Below are 23276 nucleotides of genomic sequence, written 5' to 3' on the forward strand. Positions count from 1 at the left end.
GATCATCTGCCCCGCACCACGGCGCCGCATCGCCGTTTCGAGTCGCGTCATGCCCTACGGTCGCTCCATCCTCATCGCTGCGCTTCTGCTCGCTTCCGGCAGCGCCCTCGCGGGTCCGCCGGGCGGCCGTGGTGCGCCACCGCCGGAGATGCCGCGTCTGGGCGTCGCCGGTGGCATGCCTCACGAGAGCCGACCGGAAGAGCGTTCGCTCGCCGAATCGGTCCGCCGTGTCGAGCGGGCGACAGGCGGCGAGATCCTGAGCGCCGAGCGCGTCCCGTTCGACGGCCGCGACATCAATCGCATCAAGGTCCTCGACCAGACGGGACGGGTCCGCGTGATCACCGAAGACCCGCATCCACAGGGCCGTCCGCCCCGGGATTGAGACGCCAGTACCGCCGCTCGCTGAACAGCGGCGACCGTACACGCGGTGACGACGGCCGCAACGACTAAGCTACCTGAACAGCCGGGCGGCCCTGCCGCACCGTCCCCCTGTCCCGGAGCCTGGAACATGCGAATCCTGCTGGTCGAAGACGAAGCCCCCCTCCGCGAAACCCTGGCCGCCCGTTTGCGGCGCGAAGGATTCGCGGTCGACGCGGCCCAGGACGGCGAGGAAGGCCTCTACATGGGCCGCGAAGTGCCGTTCGACGTCGGCATCATCGACCTCGGCCTGCCCAAGATGTCCGGCATGGAGCTGATCCGCGCCCTGCGCGAGGAAGGCAAGAAATTCCCCGTCCTGATCCTGACCGCCCGCTCCAGCTGGCAGGACAAGGTCGAGGGCCTGAAGCAGGGCGCCGACGACTACCTGGTCAAGCCGTTCCATGTCGAGGAACTGCTCGCGCGCATCAACGCGCTGGTCCGCCGCGCCGCGGGCTGGAGCAAGCCGCAGCTCGAATGCGGCCCGGTCGTGCTCGACCTCGCCGCGCAGACGGTCACCATCAATGGCAGCAACGTCGACCTGACGAGCTACGAGTACAAGGTGCTCGAGTACCTGATGATGCATGCGGGCGAGCTGGTCTCGAAGGCCGACCTCACCGAACACATCTATCAGCAGGATTTCGATCGCGACTCCAACGTGCTCGAAGTCTTCATCGGTCGACTGCGCAAGAAGCTCGATCCCGACGGCTCGCTCAAGCCGATCGAAACCGTTCGCGGTCGCGGCTATCGCTTCGCGATTCCGCGCAGCGGCGAGTAAGCGAAAACATCATGGCCACGACCGCACCGCGGTCGTCGCGCCATCCCGGATGTGTCGCCGAATGCGTTGCGCCATGTCCATCCTCCGGCGCTGAAACCCCCGCGCGCCGGAGCTATCGACATCGTCTTCGCCTGTCGCAATTCGCGCTGTACGCGAATCGCGCTGCAGTGGTTCAACGAACGACCTTCGCGCATGATCTCTGAATGAGGATCGGACAGCCGCGCTCGTTGCAGACACGCCAGTTGCTGGCGGCGAGCCTGTTCCTTGTCGCGTTCCTCGCGCTCGCGGGTTACGCGCTTGATCGCGCCTTCCTGAAGACCGCGCGCGACAACCTCCGCGAACGACTCGAGAGTTATGCGCTTTCGCTTGCGCGTGACGGTGAATTTGCACGCGACGGCACGTTCGTCGGGCCGGATTCTTTGTCGGATGCGCGCTTCAGTCGTCCTGGTAGCGGTCTCTATGCCGAGGTCGTGTTCCCGAACGGACACTGGGACTCGGAGTCCGCGCAAGGCCCGGGGCTGCCGCCCGCGCCCCTGCTGCCGCAACGCATGCGTCGCTTCGAAGGCCCGCTGCCGATGCGGGAGATCGACGGGCACGCGGGCGAAGTCTATCGCTACGGGCTCGGGCTGATCTGGTCGAACGACGACGCGAACCGGGCAGCCGAATTCCCGTACACGATCTACGTCTACGAAGACACGAGCGCGCTCAGCGAGCAGGTACAGGTGTTCCGCGCGGCCCTGTGGCGTTATCTCGGTGGTGCCGGCCTCGTGTTGTTGCTGCTGCAGGGCGTGATCCTGCGCTGGAGCCTGTTGCCGATGCGCAAGGTCATCGACGAACTCAAGCGCGTGCAGCGCGGGCAGGCGGTGCGCATGAGCGAGCGCCATCCGCGCGAGCTCGAACCGCTCACCGATTCCATCAACGCCTTTATCGAAAGCGAACGCGAGAACCTCGATCGCCAGCGCAATACGCTCGCCGATCTCGCGCATTCGCTGAAGACGCCGCTCGCCGTTCTGCACGCGCGCCTCGAAGACTCGCAGGACGACGTCGACGCCATGCGCATCGAAGTGCGCGCGCAGGTGCAGCGCATGACCGACATCGTGTCGTACCAGCTCGCGCGTGCGGCCAGTCGTGGGCATGCATTGTTCGCCGCGCCGATCGCGATCGAGCCGCACGCCGAGCAGATCGTCACCAGCCTCGAGAAGGTCTATTCGTCGAAGGGCGTGCTCTGCGAATTCGAGCTGGGCGAAGGCCTGCAGTTCTACGGGGAGCCGGGGGATCTGCAGGAACTGCTCGGCAACCTGCTGGAGAACGCGTTCAAGTGGGCGAAGTCGCGCGTGCTGCTGACGATCACGCCCACGCCGTGCGACCAGAACCGCCGGCCGGGCCTGCTGATTGCGGTCGACGATGATGGCCCGGGCATCCCGCCGGACAAGGTCGCGCTGGTGCTGCAGCGCGGCGTGCGTGGCGATGAGCGCGTGCACGGCCATGGCATCGGCCTCGCCATCGTGCAGGACCTGGTGCGCGCGTATCGCGGCGATCTCGAGGTGGGCAAGTCGACGGAACTCGGCGGCGCGCGCTTCGAAGTGCGACTGCCGCCCGGTCTCTGACGGGATCGTCCGCGCCGCCCCGCTAGAATCGGTGAATGACGTTCCGCATCCGTGCCATCACCCTCGATCTCGACGACACCCTCTGGCCGATCGCGCCCGCCATCGACCGCGCCGAAGCGGCGCTGGACGCATGGCTCGCGACGCATGCACCGCGCGTCGCCGCGAAGTGGCCACTTGAGCTGCGCCAGCCGCTGCGCCTGCAGATCGACGCCGAGCGACCGGAGATGGCGCACGACATGACGGCGCAGCGCCAGTGGATGCTCGAACGCATGTTCGCCGAGGCCGGCGAAGATCCCGCGCTAGTGCACGATGCTTTCGAGGCCTACTTCGCCGCGCGTTGCGAAGTCGAACACTACCCGGACACGATGGACGCGCTCGAACGTCTCGCCGCGCGCGTGCCGCTGGCGTCCGTGAGTAACGGCAACGCCTGTCTGGCGCGTATCGGCCTGATGCCGCTGTTCCGCTTCCAGCTGGGTGCGCGCGAACACGGTGCAGCCAAGCCGACGCCGAGCATCTATCTCGAAGCCTGCGAGCGTCTCGGTGTCGAGCCGCAGCATGTCCTGCATGTCGGCGATGACATCGAACTCGATGTGGTTGGTGCCGCACGCGCGGGCCTGCGCACGTGCTGGATCGATCGTCGCGACGAAGAGTGGCCGCGCGATGATCTGCGTCCTGACCTTCATTTCACCGATCTTGCCGCGCTGGCCGAGTGGCTCGACGCGCACCTCGCAACGGAGCACCACGCCGCATGAGCCCGCCGACCGGCTTCGTCGCCTCATCCGACAGCGCGCGTCCGCTGCACGTTGTCGACCGCGTGCGCACGCCGCAGTGGCGCGATGCGCTGTCGCCGGCCGCGCAGGCATGGGCGGACGCGCAGGGTTTCGATGCGTCGCCCGGCACCGTGCTGGTCGTCCCTGATGCGAACGGCGGTGCGGACTCCGCGCTACTCGCGATCGGTGATGCGGTCGATCCCTTCGCCTATGCACACGGCCCGCGCATGTTGCCCGCACGCGACTGGACGCTCGCGACGTCGCTCGACGACGCGGAGCGCAACGCACTGCAGATCGGTTGGGGTCTCGGCAGCTATCACTTCGGCCGCTATCGCGCGCCGCTTCGTGCACCGGCGCAGCTCGTCGTCGACACGCTGGCGGATGAAGTGCGCGACGTCATCGCGGCCTGCGTTCGCGTGCGCGACCTCGTCAATACGCCGACGCAGCATATGGGCCCGGACGAGCTCGAACGCACCGTCTGTGAGATCGCGGAAATGCATGGCGCGAAGATCAAGGTCGTCAGCGGCGATGATCTGATCGACCAGAACTTCCCGGCGATCCATGCCGTAGGCCGCGCTTCGCATCGCGCACCGCGCCTGATCCGCCTCGACTGGGGCGACGCCGCGCATCCGCATGTCGCCATCGTCGGCAAGGGCGTCTGCTTCGACACCGGCGGCCTGAACATCAAGACCGGCGATGGCATGCGCAACATGAAGAAGGACATGGGCGGCGCGGCGCACGCGATCGCCTTGGCCGAACTCGTGATGGCGCGTCGCCTGCCGTTGCGCATCTCGCTGCTGGTGCCGGCGGTGGAGAACGCGATCGGACCGGATGCGCTGCGTCCGGGCGAAGTCATTGCGACGCGCATGGGCCTGCATGTCGAGATCGACAATACCGACGCGGAAGGTCGACTCATCCTCGGTGATGCGCTGACACACGCGGCGGAAGACTCACCGAAGCTTCTGATCGATTTCGCGACGCTTACCGGTGCTGCACGTGTCGCGCTCGGTCCCGATCTTCCCGCGCTCTACGCCAATGACGAAGCGCGCGCCGTCGAGCTGCTGCAGGCGAGCAACGAAACGCGCGACCCGCTGTGGCGCATGCCGCTGTGGCGCCCGTACTGGCGTTACCTCACCAGCACCGTGGCGGACTTCGCCAACAGCGGCCCGTCGCGAATGGCCGGCAGCGTCACTGCCGCGCTTTACCTCGAACGCTTCGTGCCTGAGAAGCAGCCATGGCTGCACATGGACACCTATGCGTGGAACGACGCCGAACGTCCGGGGCGTCCCGTCGGTGGTGAAGCGCAGGGGCTGCGCGCGGTGTACGCGATGTTGAAGTCGTTCGCGACGCTCTGACGCGCGCTACAACCAGCCCTTCTGCCGCGCGAGCCGATACGCCTCGACGCGATTCGCGGCGTTGAGTTTGCCGATTGCTTCGGACAGGTAATTGCGCACGGTGCCGGCGGAGAGATGCAGTTGCGCGGCGATGTCGCCGGCGGTCAGGCCTTCACCGGCGAGACGCAGCACCTGGCGTTCGCGGTCGTTGAGCGGGTCGGCTTCCGACCAGGCGTCGACGGCGAGTTGCGGATCGATCGCGCGTCCGCCGCGATGCACCTGGCGGATCGCTTCGGCGAGTTGTTCGGCCGGCGCGTCTTTCAACACGTAACCGCCGACGCCGGCGTCCAGCGCGCGTCGAAGGAAACCCGCGCGTGCGAACGTGGTCGCGATGACGATGCGCACCGGAAGTTCATGGCGGCGGATGCGCTGCGCGAGTTCGAGGCCGGTGAGCCCCGGCATTTCGATGTCGGTGACCAGAACATCGGGCTTGAGACGCTCGACTTCGCGCCACGCAGTGATGCCATCGGGTGCAGCGCCAACGACTTCGATGTCCGTTTCCAGCGCGAGCAGCGCGGTGAGCGCGCCACGCACCATAGCCTGATCCTCGGCGAGCAGGACGCGGATCACGGGTTTTGCAGGCGATTCGACATGCGCGAACGGTAGCAGACGCGAATCAGGCGGCGCGTACGTCGATGTCGGGCGCGGGCAGCGACGTCACCATCTTCGGCAGCGGGATACACGCTTCCAGCTGCGTGCCGGTCGCGCCCGATTCGATGCGCAGCTTGCCGTCCAGCGCTTCGACGCGCTCGCGCATGCCCGACAGCCCATTGCCCGGCGTGATCGCGCCGCCGCGGCCGTCGTCGACGATGCACAGCTTCACTTCGCGCGGCGTCGACGACAGCGTGATCTCGGCATGTCGCGCACGTGCGTGGCGCTGGATGTTGGTGACCGCCTCGCGCACCGTCAGCGCGAGCACGGTTTCGATTTCCGGCGGAAGCGTGACCGGCGCGAGCGCGTACTGCAGTTCGATCGCATCGGATTCGAGCAGCAGGCGTGCCGATGCCAACTCGGCGCCGAGCCCCGCCGCGCGAATGCCGGTCACCGCGCTGCGCACCTGCGTCAGTGCTTCGCGTGCGACGCGACTGACTTCGTCGAGTTCGCGTCGTGCCGATGCGGGATCGCGATCGATCAGCTTGCCGGCGAGCTCGGACTTCAAGGCAACCAACGAAAGCGTATGCCCGAGCAGGTCGTGCAGATCGCGGCCGATGCGTTCGCGTTCGGCGAGCGCAGCGAGGCGACGCACTTCGTCATGGCTGAGCTTGAGCGCGACGTCCGCCTGCTTGCGACGGATGTAGTGCACGTTCATCAGGCCGACGACCAGGCCGACGACGACGGCATTGAGCACGAATACCCACGGCAGATGCAGTATCAGCCAGTACGCGGTGTACGTCGCCACCAGCGACAGCATCGCGACGAGTGCATAGCGCGGCCGGAATGCGAACGCGATGTAGGCACAGGCATAGATGATGTAGCCCTGCGCGCCCGGGTTCCACGGCGTCACGATGAAGCCCAGCGCTGCGATCGCAAGCGATGCGCCCAGTACCTGTGGGCGTTCGCTGAAATGCACATGCAGGAACAGCAGCAGGAAGATCGTGTAGCTCGCGAGCGTCGGCACCAGCCAGTGCGGGAACACGCCGGGCGCTTCGGTGAGCGGCACCAGGAAGATCCACATCGACCACACGAGGTTGAGCCAGGAATACCAACCGGTGCCCGGTTGGCAGTGCGGCTTGGGCAGCGCGACGGATCGGCGCATGAGGGTCTCCTGATGCTGCATCTTCGGCGGTGCCGTGCCCGGCCTCAAGCCCGCGCGAGGCGGCGACGCGCGGCGAAGAAGAACACCGCGGCGTAGCCCGCGAGCACCAGTGCGTGGCCGCCCACCGTGCCGACGTGCTCGGAGCCCACCGTCGCCAATGCGATCTGCGACAGGTGATACGCCGGCCACAGCGGCGCGATCTTGCCGATGAACGTGGGCAGCATCGACAGCGGCATCCACAATCCGGCGAGGAAGGCCATCGGCAGGTAGGTCATGTTGACCACCGCCGGCGCGCCCTGACCGGAGACGAGGCTGCCGATGAACAGGCCGATCGCGCAGAACGGCAGCACTCCGAGCATGTCGACCAGCACCAGCGACACCGCCTGCGATGCGCTGATCGACACACCGCCTGCGGTGAGTCCGATAGTCAGCAGGATCAGCGAGATCACCGTCGCGAACACCATCGCCATCGCCATGCGCGACAGCAGCACCGCGCCCGCGGGCACCGGTTGCGCGCGCTTGAGGGTGAGGAAGCCGCGCTCGCGGTCCATCGCGATCGCCACACCGAAGCCGAACAGGCCGGGCGCCATCACGCCGAACACGCCGTAAGTCGCAAGCAGATACGTCGACACCTGCGGCCCGCCCTTGTGGTTGAGCAGGATCGCGAACAGCACGTAGAACATTGGCGGGAAGATGAGCGTGGGCACCGCGAACGAGGGCGAACGCAGCAGGCGCAGGAATTCGTTGCGGGCTTCGAGCCAGTACGCGCGCATCGGGTTCGGGCGTAGCACGCGACCGAGGGCGTTCATGCGGCCTCCTTGGTGATTTCGACAAAGGCGTCGGCCAGGCCGGCGCGCGTGACTTCGAGGTCCGACAACGTCGGGTCGTCGGTGAGCAAGCGGTAGACGACAGCTTCGATCGCGTCGGCGATGACTTCGAGTCGTTCGCCGTCGTGCGTCGCTGCCAGCACGTTCGGCCACGATGCGACCACCGTTGCATCCAACGACGACACGCAGCGCACGCGGCGCTGCGACACCCGCGAACGGATCTGCGCGACGCTGCCCTGCGCGACCACGCGTCCGCCGTTGATCACGACGACGCGGTCGGCCAGCGCTTCGGCCTCCTCGAGGTAATGCGTGGTGAGCACAACGCCCGCACCGTCGGCGACCAGCTCGCGGATCGCAGTCCACAGCTTCTGGCGTGCATCGATGTCGAGGCCGGTGGTCGGTTCGTCGAGGAACAGCAGCTTCGGGCGGCCGCAGATCGCCATCGCGAACTGCACGCGGCGCTGTTGCCCACCGGACAGGCGGCCGTAGCGACGCTCGAGCAGGCCGTCGAGCCCGGCCAGCGCCACGCAGTCGGCGATGCTGCGCGGGTTCGCGTAATAACTGCGCGTCACTTCGATCAGCTCGCGCACTTTCAGCGTGTCGGGAATGCCGGCCGACTGCAGCATCACGCCGACCTGCCGACGCGCATCGATCTCGTGCGGGTCGCGATCGAACAGCTGCACGCGGCCGTCGTCGGCCGAGGTCAGGCCGAGCATCAGTGCGATGGACGTGGATTTGCCCGCGCCGTTCGGGCCGAGCAGGGTGAGCAGTTCGCCGCCGCGAACCTCGAGATCGAGGCCATCGAGGGCGACGACGTTGCCGTAGCGCTTGCGCACGCCGGCCAGGCGAGCGAGTGGCGAGAGCGTAACCGTGGATCCCATGACGCATCTCCGGTGGAAAGTGGGGCCACGATGCGCTGCGGTTCGCCGCGACGGCAGTCGCGGGTGTCAGGCATTCCACATGACACTCGTCAGGTGACGCGGGGCGGGGCGCACCGTAACCTGCGCCCATCGCCGATCAGGGGCGGCCGGCCACCGCGCCGGTCATGCAGGCGACATCCCACTGTCGTAATGGAACGCGATGAACACGTCCGCCGATCTGCTGAAGGAACTCCGCATCGACCGCAACGCGGCGCCGCCGCCGACGAATCGTCGCGGGCTGTGGATCGGTCTTGCCATCGCGGGCGCCGTGGTCGTGCTCGGTGGCGCGGCGTACGCGCTGACGCGCGGTGGCGGCGGGCCGGAAGTGCATGTCGCCGATGTCACCGCGGTCGGCGCGGGCGGCAATGCATCGGTGCTGGATGCGACGGGTTATGTCGTCGCGCGTCGCATGGCCACGGTGTCGGCCAAGATCACCGGCAAGGTGCGCGACGTGCGCATCGAGGAAGGCCAGCACGTCAACGCCGGCGACATCATGGCGACGCTCGATCCCGTCGATGCCGCTGCCACGCGCACACTCGCCGGTGCGCAGGTCGAAGCCTCCCGCACGCAGATCGCATCGGTGCAGGCGCAACTGCGCGATGCGGAAGCGAATGCACGACGCCTGTCGTCGCTGGTGAGCCAGCAGCTCGTGTCGAAAGCGCAGTACGACCAGGCGGTCGCGCAGCGCGACGCATTGCGCGCGCAGCTCGCCACCGCGCAGCGCAGCACGCAGGTGTCGAGCGCGAACCTGCGCATCGCCGAGAACGGCGTCGACAACACCGTGGTGCGCGCGCCGTTCTCCGGCGTGGTGATCGCCAAGGCCGCGCAGCCGGGCGAGATCGTGTCGCCGCTGTCGGCCGGCGGCGGCTTCACCCGCACCGGCATCGGCACCATCGTCGACATGGATTCGCTGGAAGTCGAAGTCGACGTCGGCGAGGCTTACATCGGCCGCGTACAGCCCGGCATGCCGGTCGAAGCCGTGCTCAATGCCTATCCGGACTGGAAGATTCCGGCCGAAGTGATCGCGATCATTCCGACTGCCGATCGCAGCAAGGCGACGGTGAAGGTGCGCATCGCGCTCAAGCAGAAGGACGCACGCATCGTGCCGGACATGGGCGTGCGCGTGAGCTTCCTCGAGCGCGAACAGCCGACGCAGGCCAAGCGCGCACCGGCGGCGCTCGTGCCGGCTGCGGCCATCGTCGATCGCGATGGCAAGCAGGTCGCGTACGTGGTCGAAGGCGACGAAGGCAAGGCGACCGTATCGCGCCATGAACTCAGAGTCGGCCGCACACTCGGCGACGACCGCGAAGTGCTGTCGGGACTCACCGGCGGTGAGCGCGTCGTGCTCGATCCGCCCGAAAAACTCGCCGACGGTGCGCACGTGCGCATCGCCAAGGACGAAAGCGACACCGCGTCGGAATAACGCATCGCAACGCTCACAGGGAGAGGTGTCATGACGTTCGATCTGCAACAGGCCCAGGCGGACATGCGCCGGGCGTACTACGGCGGCGCGACCGGCATGATCGCTTCGGCGACCGCGTGGCTCGCGGCGGGCTGCGTTGCATGGCGCGGTGCGCCGACGACGGCGGTGTGGACGCTGCTGATCGCCGGCATGTTCATCCATCCCGCGGCGATGCTGCTGTCGCGCGTGATCGGTCGCTCCGGCACGCATGCGAAAGGCAATCCGCTCAGTCGACTCGCCGGCGCCAGCACGTTCTGGCTGATCTTCAGCCTGCCGCTCGCGTACGCGGCGTCGCGCCTGCACATCGAATGGTTCTTCCCGGCGATGCTGCTCGTCATCGGCGGCCGTTACCTCACGTTCGACACGCTGTACGGCGAATCGTTGTACTGGCCGTGCGGTCTAGTACTCGCCGCGGCCGGTTTCGCGCTTGGACGCATGTTTGCAACACCCGCGCTCGCCGCATTCGTCGGCGGTGGCATCGAGTTCGCATTCGCCATCGCCATCGCCCTTCGCGAGCAGCGCGCATCGCGCGTGCTGAGCGCCGCCTGATCCATCCGACCGTTTTCACGTAGCAGGAGATCGCCATGTCGTCGCTCGTCAGCATCCGAGGCCTGCGCAAGACCTACCAGCGTGGCGCCGAACGCGTCGAAGTGCTCCACGGCATCGACCTGGAGATTCCCGAGGGCGATTTCGTCGCGCTCATGGGCCCGTCGGGCTCCGGCAAGTCGACGCTGCTCAACCTCATCGGCGGGCTCGACACGCCCACGGGTGGCGAGATCGACGTCGGCGGTCGCCGCATCGACACGCTGCGTGCCGGTCAGCTCGCGCAGTGGCGCAGCGACAACGTCGGCTTCGTGTTCCAGTTCTACAACCTGATGCCCACACTTAACGCGCAGAAGAACGTCGAACTGCCGTTGCTGCTGACCAAGCTCAACGGCGCGCAGCGCACGCGCAATGCAGCGATCGCGCTGCAGCTGGTCGGTCTGGCCGATCGCGCGAAGCACAAGCCGAACGAGCTGTCCGGCGGCCAGCAGCAGCGCGTCGCGATCGCACGCGCGATCGTCTCCGATCCCACGCTGCTGATCTGCGACGAACCGACCGGCGATCTCGATCGTCAGTCCGCCGAGGAAATCCTCGGGCTGCTGCAGACGCTTAATCGCGACCACGGCAAGACGATCGTGATGGTGACGCACGATCCCAAGGCCGCGGACCACGCGCGTCGCACCGTGCATCTCGACAAGGGCGTGCTGGTCGACCAGCCGGCTTACGCACACTGATCCCGTCGCGACGCGCGGGCCGCGTCGCCGTCTCCGCCGCAGCGGAGCCTTTCGACGATTCGAAGAGGCGGACATGAAATACCTGCATCTCATCTGGGCTTCGCTGTTCCGAAGCCGCACACGCACGCTGCTGACGTTGCTGTCGGTGTTCGTCGCGTTCTTCCTGTTCGGCATGCTCGACTCGGTGCGTGTCGCCTTCAATTCGGGCGGTGACGTCACCGGTGCGAATCGCATGGTCGTGGCCTCGCGGCTTTCGATCACGCAGATGCTGCCGTATCGCCTCGACCCGCAGATCGCGTCGATTCCCGGCGTGCGCAAGTCGAGCTACGCGGCGTGGTTCGGCGGCATCTATCAGGACCCGAAGAACTTCTTCCCGAACTTCTCGGTAGGCGACAAATATCTTGATCTCTATCCGGAGTTCCAGATGGCGCCCGCGCAGCGCAAGGCCTGGGAGAGCGATCGCCAGGGCGCGATCGTCGGCGAAGCGCTGGCGAAGAAGTACGGCTGGAAGGTCGGCGACATCATTCCAATGCAGGCCACGATCTTTCCGACCAAGGGCAGCAACGACTGGCAATTCAAGCTCGACGGCATCTTCCACATCGCCGACGTCAAGCGTAAAGGCCAGGAGCAGATCCTGCTGTTCCACTGGAACTACTTCGACGAGGCCAACGACTACGTCAAGGGTCGCGTCGGCTGGTACATCATCCAGGTCGACAACGCCGGTGTGTCCAATCGCGTTTCGAAAGCGATCGATGCACTGAGCGCGAACTCCGACCACGAGACGAAAACGCAGACCGAGGAAGCGTTCAACCAGTCGTTTGCCAAGCAGATCGGCGACATCGGCTTGATCGTCACCGCGATCATGGGCGCGGTGTTCTTCACTCTGCTGCTGCTCACCGGCAACACGATGGCGCAGGCCGTGCGCGAACGCATTCCCGAACTCGCGGTGTTGAAGACGATCGGCTTCCAGGACCGTACGGTGCTCGGGCTGGTGTTGTTCGAGTCGATCTTCCTCGTCGCGCTCGGCGCGATTCTCGGCCTGGTCTGCGCGCCGCTGGCGATGCAGATCGTGAGCCGCAACAGCGGCGGCTTCATCGCGCTGCCCGACAACCTGCCGCCGGAAAGCTGGGCAACCGGACTCGTGCTGATGGTGCTGTTCGGTGTGCTCTCCGGCGTATTGCCGGCCCTGCGCGCCATGCGCCTCAACATCGTCGACGCCCTGGCCGGGCGCTGAGGAGGACATCGTCATGCGCAACAATCGATTCCGCCGTCTGAAGCGTTTCCTCGGCAATGCCGCGGTGTTCCTGCTGCTCGTCGCTGCACTCATCGTGTGGACGATGCTGCCGTGGCCTGCGGTCGCCGGGCTCGCCGTGCTCGTCGCGCTCTGGTTGTTCCTTACCCGCAGCGGCCGGCTCACGCTCGCCGCGGCGCAGGTCGGTATTGCGGGCCTTCCGCAACGGCTCGGCGCATCGTCGGTGATCGTGGTCGGCATTGCCGGCGTGGTCGGCGTGCTGGTCGCGATGCTGGCAATGGGCGAAGGGTTCCGCGCGACGCTCGCGAGCACCGGCGGCAACGACACCGCGATCATCCTGCGGGGCGGTTCGCAGGCCGAGACGAACTCGGTGATCACGCGCGACCAGGTTCCGCTGATCGAATCGCTGGACGGCATCCAGCGCGGCACCGATGCGCGTGCATTGATCTCGCCGGAGCTGTCGCAGGTGGTCAACATGCCGTCGATGGCGGACGGCACCGACTCGAACGTGCAGTTCCGCGGCGTCGGCCCGTCCGCATGGCTGGTGCGGCCGAAGGTGAAGATCGTCGAGGGCCGCAAGTTCAATCCGGGCCTGCGCGAGATCGTCGTCGGTCGCGGTGCGCAGGCCCAGTTCCGCGGTCTGAAGGTCGGCAACAAGCTCAAGCTCGCGCAGCAGGAGTGGACGGTCGTCGGCGCGTTCGAATCGGGCGATTCGCACGAGTCCGAGCTATGGGCGGACGTCGACGTGCTCGGCCCGGCGTACCAGCGCCAGGCGTTCCAGTCGGTGACGGCCAAGCTCGACGGCGCGACCGGCATCAAGCGCCTGAAAGCCGCGCTCGCTGGCGACCCGCGCCTCAAGCTCGACGTCATGACTACGCACGACTACTACGCCAAGCAGTCGGAGAATCTCACCAAGCTGATCAACATCCTCGGCAAGGTGATCGGCGTGATCATGGCGCTGGGCGCGGTGTTCGGCGCGCTCAACTCGATGTACGCCGCGGTGTCGGGCCGTGCACGCGAGATTGCGACGATGCGCGCGCTCGGCTTCCGAGCGGTGCCGGTGGTGACTGCAGTGATGCTCGAAACCATGCTGCTCGCCTTCGCAGGCGGCGTCATCGGCGCGCTGATCGCATGGCTGATGTTCAACGGCCACTCGGTGTCGACGCTCGGCAACAACTTCAGCCAAGTCGTCTTCAAGTTCCGCGTGTCGCCCGACCTGCTTTGGACGGGCTTGAAGTGGGCGCTTGGTATCGGTCTCGTCGGCGGCCTCTTCCCGGCGCTGCGTGCGGCGCGGATGGAAGTGACGGACGCGCTTCGCGCGCAGTGAGGTAGCCGTGAGTAGCCTGAGGGCTGTTGGTAAGTTGTTCGAAAAAGTCATGGGGTTGGCCGCTGCGCTGGCGTTGCTTGCGTGCTACGCCACCGCCAAAGCGTGGATGCACACGGCACCGGACCGCTGGAAGACGACGCATTTCATGCTCGGCGCGCTTACTGTCGCGGCGGTTGCATTCGTGTTCTGGATTTGGGCGTCACGTGCTGCCGCTCAAGCCGAAAACGTGGAGCGTTTAGAGGCTGCGTCGACATCGACACTGGCCGTCTACGAACACTATTGGGGACGCGCGATCTTCGCGTTGATATTCACGGTGCTGTTCGGCTGGGGCGCGTATCGCGACTATGTCGAGCACGATCCCGCACTCGGACCGGTCGCGGTGATGTTCGCGTTGCCAGTGCTGCGCCTCGGGTGGCTTGGTTGGCGACGCGCCACCGCCCCGGCGTTGATCGAAACGACCGCATTCGGTCTATTCATCGGTGACGTCGGCCGCATTGAATGGGGCGATCTGGTGGGCGTTGCATTGCGCGAGGTTCGCACGCGCTACGCGACACGGATGTATCTCGACCTGTGCATTCGACGCCCTGATCGTTACGACCTATCGACCAGCGTTCGTGCCCCCGGGCGCGACGGGTTCGGGATCGTGGCCGTCCCGCTCCGGTTCGCCAGCGTCAGTCCTGTCGCCATCGAAGCGGCCATCCTCGCCGCACGCCGGCGCGAGCGGTCGCCGTTCGTCGAGTCTTGGGGGGCGGACATGACGGGCGCAGAGATCCATGCGGATCTCGATGAAGAAAGCCTACTCGTGGAGCTGGAGGCGATCGAGCCCGCGCTCAATGCGAATGGCAACATCCCGCCCCGTGCAATGGATCTGCTGTCGCGTGCTCCGCAGGTGATTCGCGCAGCAGGCGCCGCCCGTGTGCAGCGCATTGAGCGCGCTGGGCGACGGGCCAAACTCACCATCATCGCGATGTTGCTCGGGCTTCTAGTCTTCGGAGTCGTTCAGTTCATACGCTGACGCATCGGAGCGTTAGGTCGACGTCGTGTTTATTCTGGGGTTGCGGTGGGCTTCGTCGCCCGCGCCTTCGACAGCGTGATGATCACCACGCCGACGAGAATCACCGCCATCGCGCCGACATCGCCGGCGGTGAATGTCTCGCCGCCAATCAAAGCACCGAACACCACCGCGAGCGGCGGGTTGACGTAGGCGTAGCTGGTCGCAAGTGCCGGGCGCACGTGGTGCAGCAGCCAGATGTAGGCGGTGAAGCCGAAGATGCTGCCGGCGACGACGAGGTAGAGCATCGCCAGCGTCGATGACGTACTCGGCATGGCGGTGAAACGTTCGCCGTGGATCAGCGCGGCGACGAGCATCCAGCCGCTGCCGGCGATCATCTGCGCGCTCGCGGCCATGAAGGGTTCGGGCAGGTCCTGGTCGCGGCTCCAGATCGAGCCCCAGGCCCATGCGATCGGCGCGATCGTCAGGCACACGAGGCCCAGCGTCGAACCGCGCAGCGCGCTGCCGGCGTTGAGCCAGACGACGCCGAGGAAGCCGACCACCAGGCCGATCCATTCGACTTTCGACGGATGCCGACCGCGCAGCATCGCGAACAGGCCGGCGAACAACGGCATCGATGCGACTGCGATCGCGGCGAGCCCGGAACTCACCTGTGTCTCCGCGAGGTTCACGAAGCCGTTCGACAGCAGCACCATGAAGATCGACAACACGGTGAGCGTGCGCCACTGCTTCGCGGTCGGCCCCGGCGTGCCGCGCAGACGCAGCACGACGAACATCAGCAGGCCGGCGATGAACATGCGGCAGGCGCCGAGCAGGAACGGCGGATAGCCGTGCAATGCGAATCGGATCGCAAGGTAGGTCGAGCCCCACAGCACGTAGAGCGAGGCGAGAGCGATGCCGATGGCGAGCGGCGTCGCGGTGCGCGCGGACGGGGCGTGCATCGATGGAATCCGGAAGGCGGCCGCGGTCGCGGCGACCTCGACAGCCTAGCGCCTGCGACGCGTCGCCGTCCGTGCCGGAGCGTGGATCACCGTGTTGCGCAGGCGCGTCAGTAACCGCTGCCGGCGTCGTCGATCACCTCGTCCTCGTACTCGGCGAACCGCTGCAGTTCGACACCCTCCAGGCGGAACTGCTGCGCGGCGGCGGAGAACGCCATCAGCGACAGGATGCGCTGCGGCTCGCGCGCCCACGGCGGCACATACACCGCCGGCGCGATGAGGTGCGACTGCAGGTAGGGCGCGAGCGCGACGACATCGCCGGTGGTCAGGCGGCCGACGAACAGCATGCGCAGCAGTTCGGCGCGGCCTTCCTGCAGTGCTTTGCGTACGAACAGGTGGGTGATGAAGAGGCCTTCGAGATACGCGCCGTCCTTGGTGAAGCAAACGCGCCCGCGCACATTGCCGCCGCGGAAGATGCGCGACGCACTGCGATAGCTTTCGACGTCGCTCTGGCCGGCGTCGAGAAAGCCCTTGAACACCTCGATGAAGTCGGCGCCGTCCAGCGCCTTCTGCACCATGATCACGCGCAACGCGATGCGACGCAGCCGCACGATGTCCATCGCGCCGGTCACGCATTCGGCGAACGTCGCAAGTCCTTCCTGCGTGCGCGTCGTACGTGGGGCACCGAGACCCAACGCCTTGAAGTGCGGTTGGTGCTTGCCGTTGAGCAGCGTCGCCGTGTGGATGAAAGCTTCGTGCTCGAGCAACTGGTCGAGATCCGCATCGGAAAACATCGCGGTGGATCGCAGCTTCACCTTGCTGCTGCTCGCGGTCGCCTTCGACGACAGCGTCGGGTCGAGTACAACGTCGACGCGGTCGTGCGTGAAGTATTCGCCGATGCGCTCGCCCAGTCGCGCCGCGAACTGCTCGGCCGTCATCGAGCATTCGACCGGCGGAAGCAGTTGACGGTCGACCAGGTCGTCGGTGATCGCCAGCACCTCCCGCGCGCCGTCCGCGGCCGTCGCATGCTGGCTGCGGTATTTCACGTCGGGCCGTCCGTAGAGCAACACCGAGCACCGCGTAAAACCCGGATGCCCGATCTGTTCCAACATGCGCGCGGCAACGCGATAGCTCCACGCGGTCTTGAACAGCCAGTTGCCGATGGGATGGCCGCGGTCGAGCCGATGCATGATCGCGTCGAGCGCTTCGAGTTCCGCGTCGAGTTGGACGGGCACCGTCGGCGGTTGCGGAAGCTGCGGTCGCCCGGCATTCCAGCCGTCGAGGAACTGCGCCTCCATCGCGGCGGGCCAGCCGATCGCATTGAGCACGCGGATCTTGCTGCCCACGCGGCACAGCGCGCGGTCGCATTCGAAGAGTGTTTCGAGTCGCGTGTCGTTTTCGACGACGGTGGCCACGCTATTCGCACTCCGCAACCCGATGCATGGCCTTCGATTACAGGCGTTGCGCGAGCGGTTTTCTATTGACCCAAGGTGCAGCGGCCGTAGCGCACACAAAAACACAGCACATCGAGCGTTTTGGCGAGCGTGCGTTGTGTCGCGGGTCAGCTACTTAAGCGACTGCAGGACGCAAGCGTCCATTGAGCGGCAGGCGGGTCGATCGATAAGGTGGCGTCAACGACCTGTGAAAAGCGCGGTTCGACGCTGCGTGGAGCCCAGCCTCTGATGATGTTTCAGGCGATTCCCCCGTTCGACGAGGTGCCGTCGCACGCCCGCTGGTTGCACGACCTGCGCAACCTGGTGAGCACGGCAAGCGTCGCTGCAAGCGTCGGCCGTACGCTGCTGCGCGACGACGTCGATTCCGCGCTCGAGCTGCTGGGCGAAGCCGAGCGTGCGTTGCACGAATGTCGCCACCTGCTGGCGAACGGTGGCGATCACGTGCGCAGCGACAGCGAAACGCTGTCCGGCGAACTGCCGCCGGCGCAGGGCGAGCGCAGCCACAACGATGGCGAACGTCGCAACGACGCTTGAAGCCGCTTACGCCCGTTCGCGTTCCAGCACGCGCTGCTTGAGCGGCAGCCCCCAGCGATAGCCGCCGAGCGAGCCGTCACCGCGCACGACGCGATGACAAGGCACCACGATCGCCAGCCGGTTGCCGGCGCATGCGCGCGCCACCGCACGCGCGCCGCGTGGCGCACCGAGTGATTCGGCGAGTTCGGCGTAGCTGCGCGTCTCACCCTTCGGAATGCGCATGAGCGCGTCCCAGACCTTCTTCTGGAACGCGGTGCCGATGAGGTCGAGTTGCACGTCGGCCTGCAATCCGGCCAATGCATTCGCGACAGCCTGCAGCCGCGGCGCGAGGTAATCGTCGAGGCCGTCGTCGACGCGCTCCAAAGTCGCCCGCGGAAATTCGCGACGCAGCTTCGCTTCGAGTGCTGCATCGTCGTCGCCGAGTTCGATCGAACAGATGCCGCGCTCGGTTGCGGCGACCAGCGCACGACCCAACGCGGTATCGATCAGGCTCCAACGGACGGACTCGCCCGCACCGCCGCGTCGATAGCGCGAGGGCGCCATGCCCAGTCGCGCCGCGCCGGCTTCGTACACGCGCGAGGGCGAGCCGTAGCCGGCGTCGTACAGCGCCGTGGTGACGTCGGCGCCGTCGCGCAAGGCCTGCTTGAGGCGCCCGAGCTTGCGTTGCGCGAGGTAGTCCGCCGGGCTCAGGCCGAAACGCGCGGTGAAGCGGCGCTGCAGGTGCGCGGGGCTCCAGCCGATCGCATCGGCGAGCTGCTGCAACGACGGCTCGCCGGCGTCGAGCAGGTCGCGTGCGCGGTCGAGTTTTGCGGTCGCGGTGGTCATGGCTCAAACGATAACGGGCGCCCGAAGGCGCCCGCTATCCGTTTGTTGCGATGTGCGCCGTGCGTCAGTCCGCCCAGTGGCCGGGGCTGCGCGCGGTCGGCAGCACCTTGGCCGACAGCTGGCGATCGGAGTTCAGCACGCCAACCGCGTCACCGAGGATGGTTGCGGCCTCGCGCAGCAGCGGATCCGGACGCTTCTCGGCGAGCTTGTCGCGCTGCGCATCCTTCGCGATGTCGCGCTCGTTCGCCTGCAGCCCGTCGTCATCGTCATCCGCGAGCGGATCGAGTGCGATGCCCAGCTTCGCGCGCTCGGCCTGGCGCGTCTTGCGCTTGGCTTCTTCCTTGTCGCGTTCGGCGCGGCGATCGGCCTCGTTGAGCGACACCGTCTTCTCGGCGCGTTCCTTACGGAACTGCTCGACGTCCTGGCTCCACCACTGAAACTCGGGATCGGCGGCGATGCGCTGGTCGTGATGCTGCTGCAGCGTCGGCAGGATCGGGCGGAAGTCGCCGTACTCGGTGTGCGGCACCGCGGCGATGCGTGCCCACGGCAGCGCGTTGTCGTAGGTGCTCTCACCGAACTCGCTGGCATCGACCGACGCCGGGAACGCGATGTCGGGCACCACGCCCTTGTGCTGCGTCGAGCTGCCGCTCACGCGGAAGAACTGCTGCACGGTGAGCTTGACCTGGCCGAAGCGCGCCTGTTCGTTGGCCGGCCAACGATCGAGGTCGAGCAACGTCTGCACGGTGCCCTTGCCGAACGTGCCTTCGCCGATGATCAGGCCGCGACCGTAGTCCTGGATTGCGCCCGCGAAGATCTCGGATGCCGACGCCGAACCGCGGTTGACGAGCACCGCGAGCGGGCCCTCCCACGCGATCTGCTTGTCGTCATCGCCATTGACCGTCACGCGGCCGCCGGACTCGCGCACCTGCACCACCGGACCCTGGTCGATGAAGAGACCGGTGAGTTCGATGGCTTCGTCGAGCGAGCCGCCGCCGTTGTTGCGAAGGTCGAGCACGACGCCATCGACATGCTGGCCCTGCAGCGTCTGCAGAAGCTTCGCCACGTCACGCGTGGCGGACGCGAAGTCCTTGTCGCCACGACGGCGCGCGTCGAAGTCCTGATAGAACGCCGGCAGCTTGATGACGCCGATCTTCTGCGCCGGCTTGCCGTTGCTCGCGGGCACGTCGATGGTTTCGGCCTTCGCGGCCTGGTCCTCGAGGCGCACGCGATCGCGCACGATGTTCACGCGCATCGGCTTGGCGTCCAGCGGCGATTCCGCGGGCACGACGTCGAGTCGCACGGTCGTGCCCTTGGTACCGCGGATCTTGGCGACGACATCGTCGATGCGCCAGCCGACCACGTCTTCCATCGCACCGCTGGTGCCCTGGCCGACCGCCATCACGCGATCGCCCGGCTTGACCTTGCCGGTCTTCGACGCGGGACCACCGGCGACGATCTCGCGGATCGCAACGACGTCGTCCTGCTTCTGCAGAACCGCGCCGATGCCTTCCAGCGTGTTCGACATCGTGAGGTTGAAGTTGTCGGCGCTGCGCGGGGTGAAGTAATCGGTATGCGGATCGACCGCATTCGCATAGCTGTTGAGGAAGGACTGGAACACGTCCTCGCCCTTCAGCTCGCCGATGTTCTGCGCGAGGTTCGCGTAACGCTTGTCGAGCGTCTTGCGGATGTCGTCGGGCTGCTTGCCCGCGAGCTTCAGGCGCAGCCAGTCGTTGCGCACCGACTCCTTCCACAGCGTGTCGAGCGCAGCGTCGTCGGCGGCCCACGGCACGTCCTTGCGGTCGAACTGGAAGTCGTCCTTGCGCGTGAAGTCGAAGATGTTCTGCTTGAGCAGATCGCGTGCGTACTGCGCACGCGCCGCGGCGTGCTGGCGGTACGACGCGAAGATCGCGTACGCCGGGCTCAGGTCACCGCTCTTGATCGCATCGTCGAGCTGCGTCTTGTAGACGTCGAACTTGGCGATGTCCTGCGCGGTGAAGAACTGCTTGTTCGGATCGAGCGACTCGAGATAGCGCTTGTAGATGTCGGCCGACAGCGAATCGTCGAGCGCACGCGGGCGATACGCGTAGCGACTATCCGACAACAGGCCGTAGACCAGCTTGGCCGCGGTGGCCTGGTCGGGCGTCGGCGCGTTCGGGATGGTCTTGGACCCGCCGTCCGGGCCCGCGAGCAACGCGAGCGGTGCGGTGAGAAGAAGGGCGAGCAGGGGAGTTTTTAGCTTCATCGGAACCGGGCGTGGGGACGCCGATCAGGTCCGGCGGATCGCCGGGATACCACGGTGGAGTCGATTCAGACCGCAGCCCAGTGCCGAAAGTTGCACGGGCTCGTTGCATATGAACGCGATGCAGGGCCCGGTGCAACCCGGATTCCGCATTCGTCGCCGTACGTTCAGGCCCAAATGCGGGCGCCGTCACCCAGCGGCCGTCGTCTTCACGACGACGTCGTCGACTATGCGCCGCGCACAGGGGAATGCGGCGTGGAGACGCGCGACAGTGCGTGTCGCGATGTGCGCTTTGAACGCGCTCAGGCGGTCTCGACCACGCCGGCTTCCGCGGCGGAGCGATCGGCGTGATACGACGAACGCACCAGCGGACCGGACGCGACGTGGTGGAAGCCGAGCGCGTAACCGAAGTCTTCGAGTTGCTTGAACTCGTCGGGCGTCCAGTAACGCATCACCGGATGATGGTGCGGCGTCGGCTGCAGGTACTGGCCGATGGTGACCATGTCGACGTCGTGCGCGCGCAGGTCGCGCAACGTGTCCTGCACCTGTTCCATCGTTTCGCCGAGGCCGAGCATCACGCCGGACTTTGTCGCGATGTCAGGATGCTGCGCCTTGAAGCGCTGCAGCAGCGTCAGTGACCACTGGTAGTCGGCGCCGGGACGCACGTTCGGATACAGGTCGGGCACCGTCTCGATGTTGTGGTTGAACACATCGGGCGGATTGGTCGCGAGGATATCCAGCGCGCGGTCCATGCGGCCCTTGCCGCGGAAATCGGGCGTCAGCACCTCGATCTTGGTGCGCGGCGAATGCGCGCGGATCTCACGGATGCAGTCGACGAAGTGCTGCGCGCCGCCGTCGCGGAGATCGTCACGGTCGACGCTGGTGACCACGACGTAGCGCAGGCCCATGTCGGCGACGGTTTGCGCGAGCTTCAACGGTTCGCCGGCATCGGGCGGCTTCGGCCGGCCATGCGCGACATCGCAGAAGCTGCAGCGTCGCGTGCAGACCTCACCGAGGATCATGAAGGTGGCGGTGCCGTGGCCGAAACACTCGTGGATGTTCGGGCAGCTGGCTTCCTCGCAGACGGTGACGAGGCGGTTCTCGCGCAGCTTGGCCTTGAGGTTGGCGACCGCGTTGCCCGACGGAATGCGCACGCGGATCCACGACGGCTTGCGCAACACCGGGGCGTCCTCGAACTTCACCGGGCTGCGGCCGATCTTGTCGCCGCCGAGCTGCTTCGCGCCCTCGACCAGCGGCGCGGGCGCGCTGTCGACGACGGCGAGGGGAATGGTGCGCGGAGCGGACTCGGTCATGGCGGCGGCCGTGGAGGAAGCGATCCGGCGATGGCCGGGCCTGCATTGTCCCGCGCTGGGGCGGTGAACGCCAAAACGTGCGGGAAACGGTGGGGCGGGGTTATGGAAACGACGATCGAGGCGAGACGTCGGCAGCGGCCGCGAAATGGTTCGCGGCGGGGCTGCGTGGGCCGCTGGATCAGGCCGGAAGCGACGGCGCCGCGTCGACCGTCGAAAGCCCAAACTGGCGGGCGATGTGAGCGACCAGCCGCGGCTTGACGGCGTCCAGCCCGGACGGCCCGCCGAGATCCGCCATGCTCGTCACCTGCAGGCCGGCGTAGCCGCACGGATTGATGCGGCGGAACGGCTCCAGGTCCATCGCGATGTTGAAGGCCAGCCCGTGGAAGGTGCAGCCGCGCCGAACGCGGATGCCCAGCGCGCCGATCTTCGCGTCGTTGACGTAGACCCCGGGCGCGCCGTCGCGGCGTACCGCGTGGATGTTCCAGTCGGCCAGCGTGTCGATCATGGACTGCTCGATCCGGCAGACGTATTCCTTGACGCCGACCTTGAGCCGGCGCAGATCGAGCAGCGGATACAGCACGATCTGGCCGGGGCCGTGGTACGTCACCTGGCCGCCGCGATCGACGTGGATCACCGGGATGTCGCCCGCCATCAGCACGTGCTCGGGCTTACCGGCCTGGCCGAGAGTGAACACCGGATCGTGTTCGACGATCCACAGCTCGTCGGGCGTGGTGTCGTCACGGGTATCGGTGAACGCCTGCATCGCGCGCCACACCGGCTCGTAGGGCTGGCGACCGAGATCGCGAACGCGCGCAGCGGGGATGTCGAGGGCCGTGGATTCCGGCTCGGCAACGGCCACCGCGCAGGCGGTCAGATCGTCCACTTCACTTCCGGGTGGTCACGCAGGATGCGGTGCGCGCGATCGTGATCCTCGCGATTGTTCGCGCGGAACCGGATGCGCACCGACACGTATTTGCCGTTCGACGACGGCTTCCACGTCACGTCCTCGTGCACCACGTCGACGCCGCCTTCGGTCAACAGGCGCGGCAGCGTGACTTCGAGCCCGGCCTCGGCCGGCCCCATCGCAGACAGTTCGAATTCGCCCGGGAACTGGAACCCGTGCGCAGGGTTGTCGGAATGGATGTCCATGGGCCCGATTATGGGGACGAGAGCGTCA

The 23276-nt window shown here is 66.8% G+C and carries 23 protein-coding genes; 12 read left to right on the top strand and 11 right to left on the bottom strand.

Annotation, left to right across the window (positions count from 1 at the left end; all coding sequences use genetic code 11):
• The first annotated feature begins 49 nt into the window (after positions 1-49).
• The 5 genes from ACVWWW_RS02215 (at position 50) to ACVWWW_RS02235 (ending at position 4924) form a co-directional block, all read left to right on the top strand.
• On the top strand, positions 50-382 hold the full coding sequence (locus tag ACVWWW_RS02215) for a hypothetical protein (protein ID WP_051235619.1): 333 nt from the start codon (positions 50-52) through the stop codon (positions 380-382).
• 126 nt (positions 383-508) lie between these two features.
• Positions 509-1192, top strand: a complete 684-nt coding sequence (locus tag ACVWWW_RS02220; RefSeq protein ID WP_027084065.1) for a response regulator transcription factor — start codon at positions 509-511, stop codon at positions 1190-1192.
• Between the two features lie 203 nt (positions 1193-1395).
• A complete protein-coding gene (locus tag ACVWWW_RS02225; protein ID WP_027084064.1) occupies positions 1396-2799 on the top strand; it encodes an ATP-binding protein in 1404 nt (467 codons plus the stop codon).
• Positions 2800-2834: 35 nt separating this feature from the next.
• On the top strand, positions 2835-3551 hold the full coding sequence (locus ACVWWW_RS02230; RefSeq protein ID WP_027084063.1) for an HAD family hydrolase: 717 nt from the start codon (positions 2835-2837) through the stop codon (positions 3549-3551).
• Positions 3548-4924: a M17 family metallopeptidase gene (locus tag ACVWWW_RS02235; RefSeq protein WP_027084062.1), complete on the top strand. Its 1377-nt coding sequence runs from the start codon at positions 3548-3550 to the stop codon at positions 4922-4924. Before ACVWWW_RS02230 ends, ACVWWW_RS02235 begins: the two co-directional genes overlap by 4 nt.
• A gap of 6 nt (positions 4925-4930) precedes the next feature.
• On the opposite strand, the gene ACVWWW_RS02240 is transcribed toward ACVWWW_RS02235, so the two are convergent.
• The 4 genes from ACVWWW_RS02240 to ACVWWW_RS02255 are packed head-to-tail and all read right to left on the bottom strand — an operon-like array spanning position 4931 to position 8427.
• Positions 4931-5533, bottom strand: coding sequence for a response regulator transcription factor (locus tag ACVWWW_RS02240; protein WP_027084061.1), 603 nt, complete (start codon positions 5531-5533; stop codon positions 4931-4933).
• 46 nt (positions 5534-5579) lie between these two features.
• Positions 5580-6719 (bottom strand): sensor histidine kinase, encoded by a 1140-nt coding sequence (locus ACVWWW_RS02245; protein WP_051235618.1) that lies wholly within the window; start codon positions 6717-6719, stop codon positions 5580-5582.
• Positions 6720-6763: 44 nt separating this feature from the next.
• Positions 6764-7528 carry an ABC transporter permease gene (locus ACVWWW_RS02250; protein WP_027084060.1) on the bottom strand — a complete coding sequence of 255 codons (765 nt, stop codon included), beginning with the start codon at positions 7526-7528 and terminating at the stop codon, positions 6764-6766.
• Complete coding sequence (locus ACVWWW_RS02255) at positions 7525-8427, bottom strand: ABC transporter ATP-binding protein (RefSeq protein ID WP_027084059.1); 903 nt, start codon at positions 8425-8427, stop codon at positions 7525-7527. The genes ACVWWW_RS02250 and ACVWWW_RS02255 overlap by 4 nt, the downstream gene beginning before the upstream one ends.
• Positions 8428-8626: 199 nt before the next feature.
• Between ACVWWW_RS02255 and ACVWWW_RS02260 the strand changes: the two genes are divergently transcribed.
• The 6 genes from ACVWWW_RS02260 (at position 8627) to ACVWWW_RS02285 (ending at position 14799) form a co-directional block, all read left to right on the top strand.
• Complete coding sequence (locus ACVWWW_RS02260; protein ID WP_027084058.1) at positions 8627-9889, top strand: efflux RND transporter periplasmic adaptor subunit; 1263 nt, start codon at positions 8627-8629, stop codon at positions 9887-9889.
• Between the two features lie 30 nt (positions 9890-9919).
• A complete protein-coding gene (locus ACVWWW_RS02265) occupies positions 9920-10477 on the top strand; it encodes a DUF7010 family protein (protein ID WP_027084057.1) in 558 nt (185 codons plus the stop codon).
• 35 nt (positions 10478-10512) lie between these two features.
• Complete coding sequence (locus ACVWWW_RS02270; RefSeq protein ID WP_027084056.1) at positions 10513-11205, top strand: ABC transporter ATP-binding protein; 693 nt, start codon at positions 10513-10515, stop codon at positions 11203-11205.
• Between the two features lie 73 nt (positions 11206-11278).
• Complete coding sequence (locus ACVWWW_RS02275; RefSeq protein WP_027084055.1) at positions 11279-12439, top strand: ABC transporter permease; 1161 nt, start codon at positions 11279-11281, stop codon at positions 12437-12439.
• A gap of 13 nt (positions 12440-12452) precedes the next feature.
• Positions 12453-13784 carry an ABC transporter permease gene (locus ACVWWW_RS02280; protein WP_036143293.1) on the top strand — a complete coding sequence of 444 codons (1332 nt, stop codon included), beginning with the start codon at positions 12453-12455 and terminating at the stop codon, positions 13782-13784.
• A 49-nt stretch (positions 13785-13833) separates the two neighbouring features.
• A complete protein-coding gene (locus ACVWWW_RS02285; protein WP_027084053.1) occupies positions 13834-14799 on the top strand; it encodes a hypothetical protein in 966 nt (321 codons plus the stop codon).
• Positions 14800-14828: 29 nt separating this feature from the next.
• Here ACVWWW_RS02285 and yedA read toward each other — a convergent pair whose 3' ends face one another.
• Together yedA and ACVWWW_RS02295 are read right to left on the bottom strand one after the other, a co-directional pair.
• Positions 14829-15737 (bottom strand): drug/metabolite exporter YedA, encoded by a 909-nt coding sequence (gene yedA, locus ACVWWW_RS02290; protein WP_051235616.1) that lies wholly within the window; start codon positions 15735-15737, stop codon positions 14829-14831.
• 107 nt (positions 15738-15844) lie between these two features.
• Complete coding sequence (locus tag ACVWWW_RS02295; protein ID WP_027084051.1) at positions 15845-17149, bottom strand: tyrosine/phenylalanine carboxypeptidase domain-containing protein; 1305 nt, start codon at positions 17147-17149, stop codon at positions 15845-15847.
• A 267-nt stretch (positions 17150-17416) separates the two neighbouring features.
• On the opposite strand from ACVWWW_RS02295, the gene ACVWWW_RS02300 reads away from it, so the two are divergent.
• Positions 17417-17722, top strand: a complete 306-nt coding sequence (locus tag ACVWWW_RS02300; RefSeq protein ID WP_027084050.1) for a hypothetical protein — start codon at positions 17417-17419, stop codon at positions 17720-17722.
• A gap of 6 nt (positions 17723-17728) precedes the next feature.
• Here the strand turns inward: ACVWWW_RS02300 and ACVWWW_RS02305 are convergent, their stop codons facing one another.
• The 5 genes from ACVWWW_RS02305 to ACVWWW_RS02325 all read right to left on the bottom strand — a co-directional run bounded on the left by ACVWWW_RS02305 (position 17729) and on the right by ACVWWW_RS02325 (position 23248).
• Entirely contained in the window at positions 17729-18547 is an 819-nt protein-coding gene (locus ACVWWW_RS02305; RefSeq protein ID WP_051235615.1) for a methylated-DNA--[protein]-cysteine S-methyltransferase, read from the bottom strand.
• A 64-nt stretch (positions 18548-18611) separates the two neighbouring features.
• The gene (locus ACVWWW_RS02310) at positions 18612-20789 is read right to left on the bottom strand and encodes a carboxy terminal-processing peptidase (protein ID WP_027084049.1); all 2178 of its coding nucleotides are present in this window, start codon (positions 20787-20789) and stop codon (positions 18612-18614) included.
• 299 nt (positions 20790-21088) lie between these two features.
• Entirely contained in the window at positions 21089-22099 is a 1011-nt protein-coding gene (gene lipA / locus ACVWWW_RS02315) for a lipoyl synthase (RefSeq protein ID WP_027084048.1), read from the bottom strand.
• Positions 22100-22277: 178 nt separating this feature from the next.
• Complete coding sequence (lipB, locus tag ACVWWW_RS02320) at positions 22278-22958, bottom strand: lipoyl(octanoyl) transferase LipB (RefSeq protein WP_027084047.1); 681 nt, start codon at positions 22956-22958, stop codon at positions 22278-22280.
• Between the two features lie 11 nt (positions 22959-22969).
• Positions 22970-23248: a DUF493 family protein gene (locus ACVWWW_RS02325; RefSeq protein WP_027084046.1), complete on the bottom strand. Its 279-nt coding sequence runs from the start codon at positions 23246-23248 to the stop codon at positions 22970-22972.
• Between the last annotated feature and the right edge of the window lie 28 nt (positions 23249-23276).

The organism is Lysobacter sp. HA18, from assembly GCF_054057595.1.

Coding starts and splice junctions, on each gene's coding strand:
- ACVWWW_RS02230 (WP_027084063.1), top strand. CDS start 2,835: ATGACGTTCCGCATCCGTGCCATCACCCTCGATCTCGACGACACCCTC.
- ACVWWW_RS02325 (WP_027084046.1), bottom strand. CDS start 23,248: ATGGACATCCATTCCGACAACCCTGCGCACGGGTTCCAGTTCCCGGGC.
- ACVWWW_RS02270 (WP_027084056.1), top strand. CDS start 10,513: ATGTCGTCGCTCGTCAGCATCCGAGGCCTGCGCAAGACCTACCAGCGT.
- lipA (WP_027084048.1), bottom strand. CDS start 22,099: ATGACCGAGTCCGCTCCGCGCACCATTCCCCTCGCCGTCGTCGACAGC.
- ACVWWW_RS02220 (WP_027084065.1), top strand. CDS start 509: ATGCGAATCCTGCTGGTCGAAGACGAAGCCCCCCTCCGCGAAACCCTG.
- ACVWWW_RS02215 (WP_051235619.1), top strand. CDS start 50: ATGCCCTACGGTCGCTCCATCCTCATCGCTGCGCTTCTGCTCGCTTCC.
- ACVWWW_RS02280 (WP_036143293.1), top strand. CDS start 12,453: ATGCGCAACAATCGATTCCGCCGTCTGAAGCGTTTCCTCGGCAATGCC.
- ACVWWW_RS02225 (WP_027084064.1), top strand. CDS start 1,396: ATGAGGATCGGACAGCCGCGCTCGTTGCAGACACGCCAGTTGCTGGCG.
- ACVWWW_RS02255 (WP_027084059.1), bottom strand. CDS start 8,427: ATGGGATCCACGGTTACGCTCTCGCCACTCGCTCGCCTGGCCGGCGTG.
- ACVWWW_RS02310 (WP_027084049.1), bottom strand. CDS start 20,789: ATGAAGCTAAAAACTCCCCTGCTCGCCCTTCTTCTCACCGCACCGCTC.
- ACVWWW_RS02235 (WP_027084062.1), top strand. CDS start 3,548: ATGAGCCCGCCGACCGGCTTCGTCGCCTCATCCGACAGCGCGCGTCCG.
- ACVWWW_RS02305 (WP_051235615.1), bottom strand. CDS start 18,547: ATGACCACCGCGACCGCAAAACTCGACCGCGCACGCGACCTGCTCGAC.
- ACVWWW_RS02245 (WP_051235618.1), bottom strand. CDS start 6,719: ATGCGCCGATCCGTCGCGCTGCCCAAGCCGCACTGCCAACCGGGCACC.
- ACVWWW_RS02300 (WP_027084050.1), top strand. CDS start 17,417: ATGATGTTTCAGGCGATTCCCCCGTTCGACGAGGTGCCGTCGCACGCC.
- ACVWWW_RS02260 (WP_027084058.1), top strand. CDS start 8,627: ATGAACACGTCCGCCGATCTGCTGAAGGAACTCCGCATCGACCGCAAC.
- ACVWWW_RS02265 (WP_027084057.1), top strand. CDS start 9,920: ATGACGTTCGATCTGCAACAGGCCCAGGCGGACATGCGCCGGGCGTAC.
- ACVWWW_RS02275 (WP_027084055.1), top strand. CDS start 11,279: ATGAAATACCTGCATCTCATCTGGGCTTCGCTGTTCCGAAGCCGCACA.
- ACVWWW_RS02285 (WP_027084053.1), top strand. CDS start 13,834: ATGGGGTTGGCCGCTGCGCTGGCGTTGCTTGCGTGCTACGCCACCGCC.
- yedA (WP_051235616.1), bottom strand. CDS start 15,737: ATGCACGCCCCGTCCGCGCGCACCGCGACGCCGCTCGCCATCGGCATC.
- ACVWWW_RS02250 (WP_027084060.1), bottom strand. CDS start 7,528: ATGAACGCCCTCGGTCGCGTGCTACGCCCGAACCCGATGCGCGCGTAC.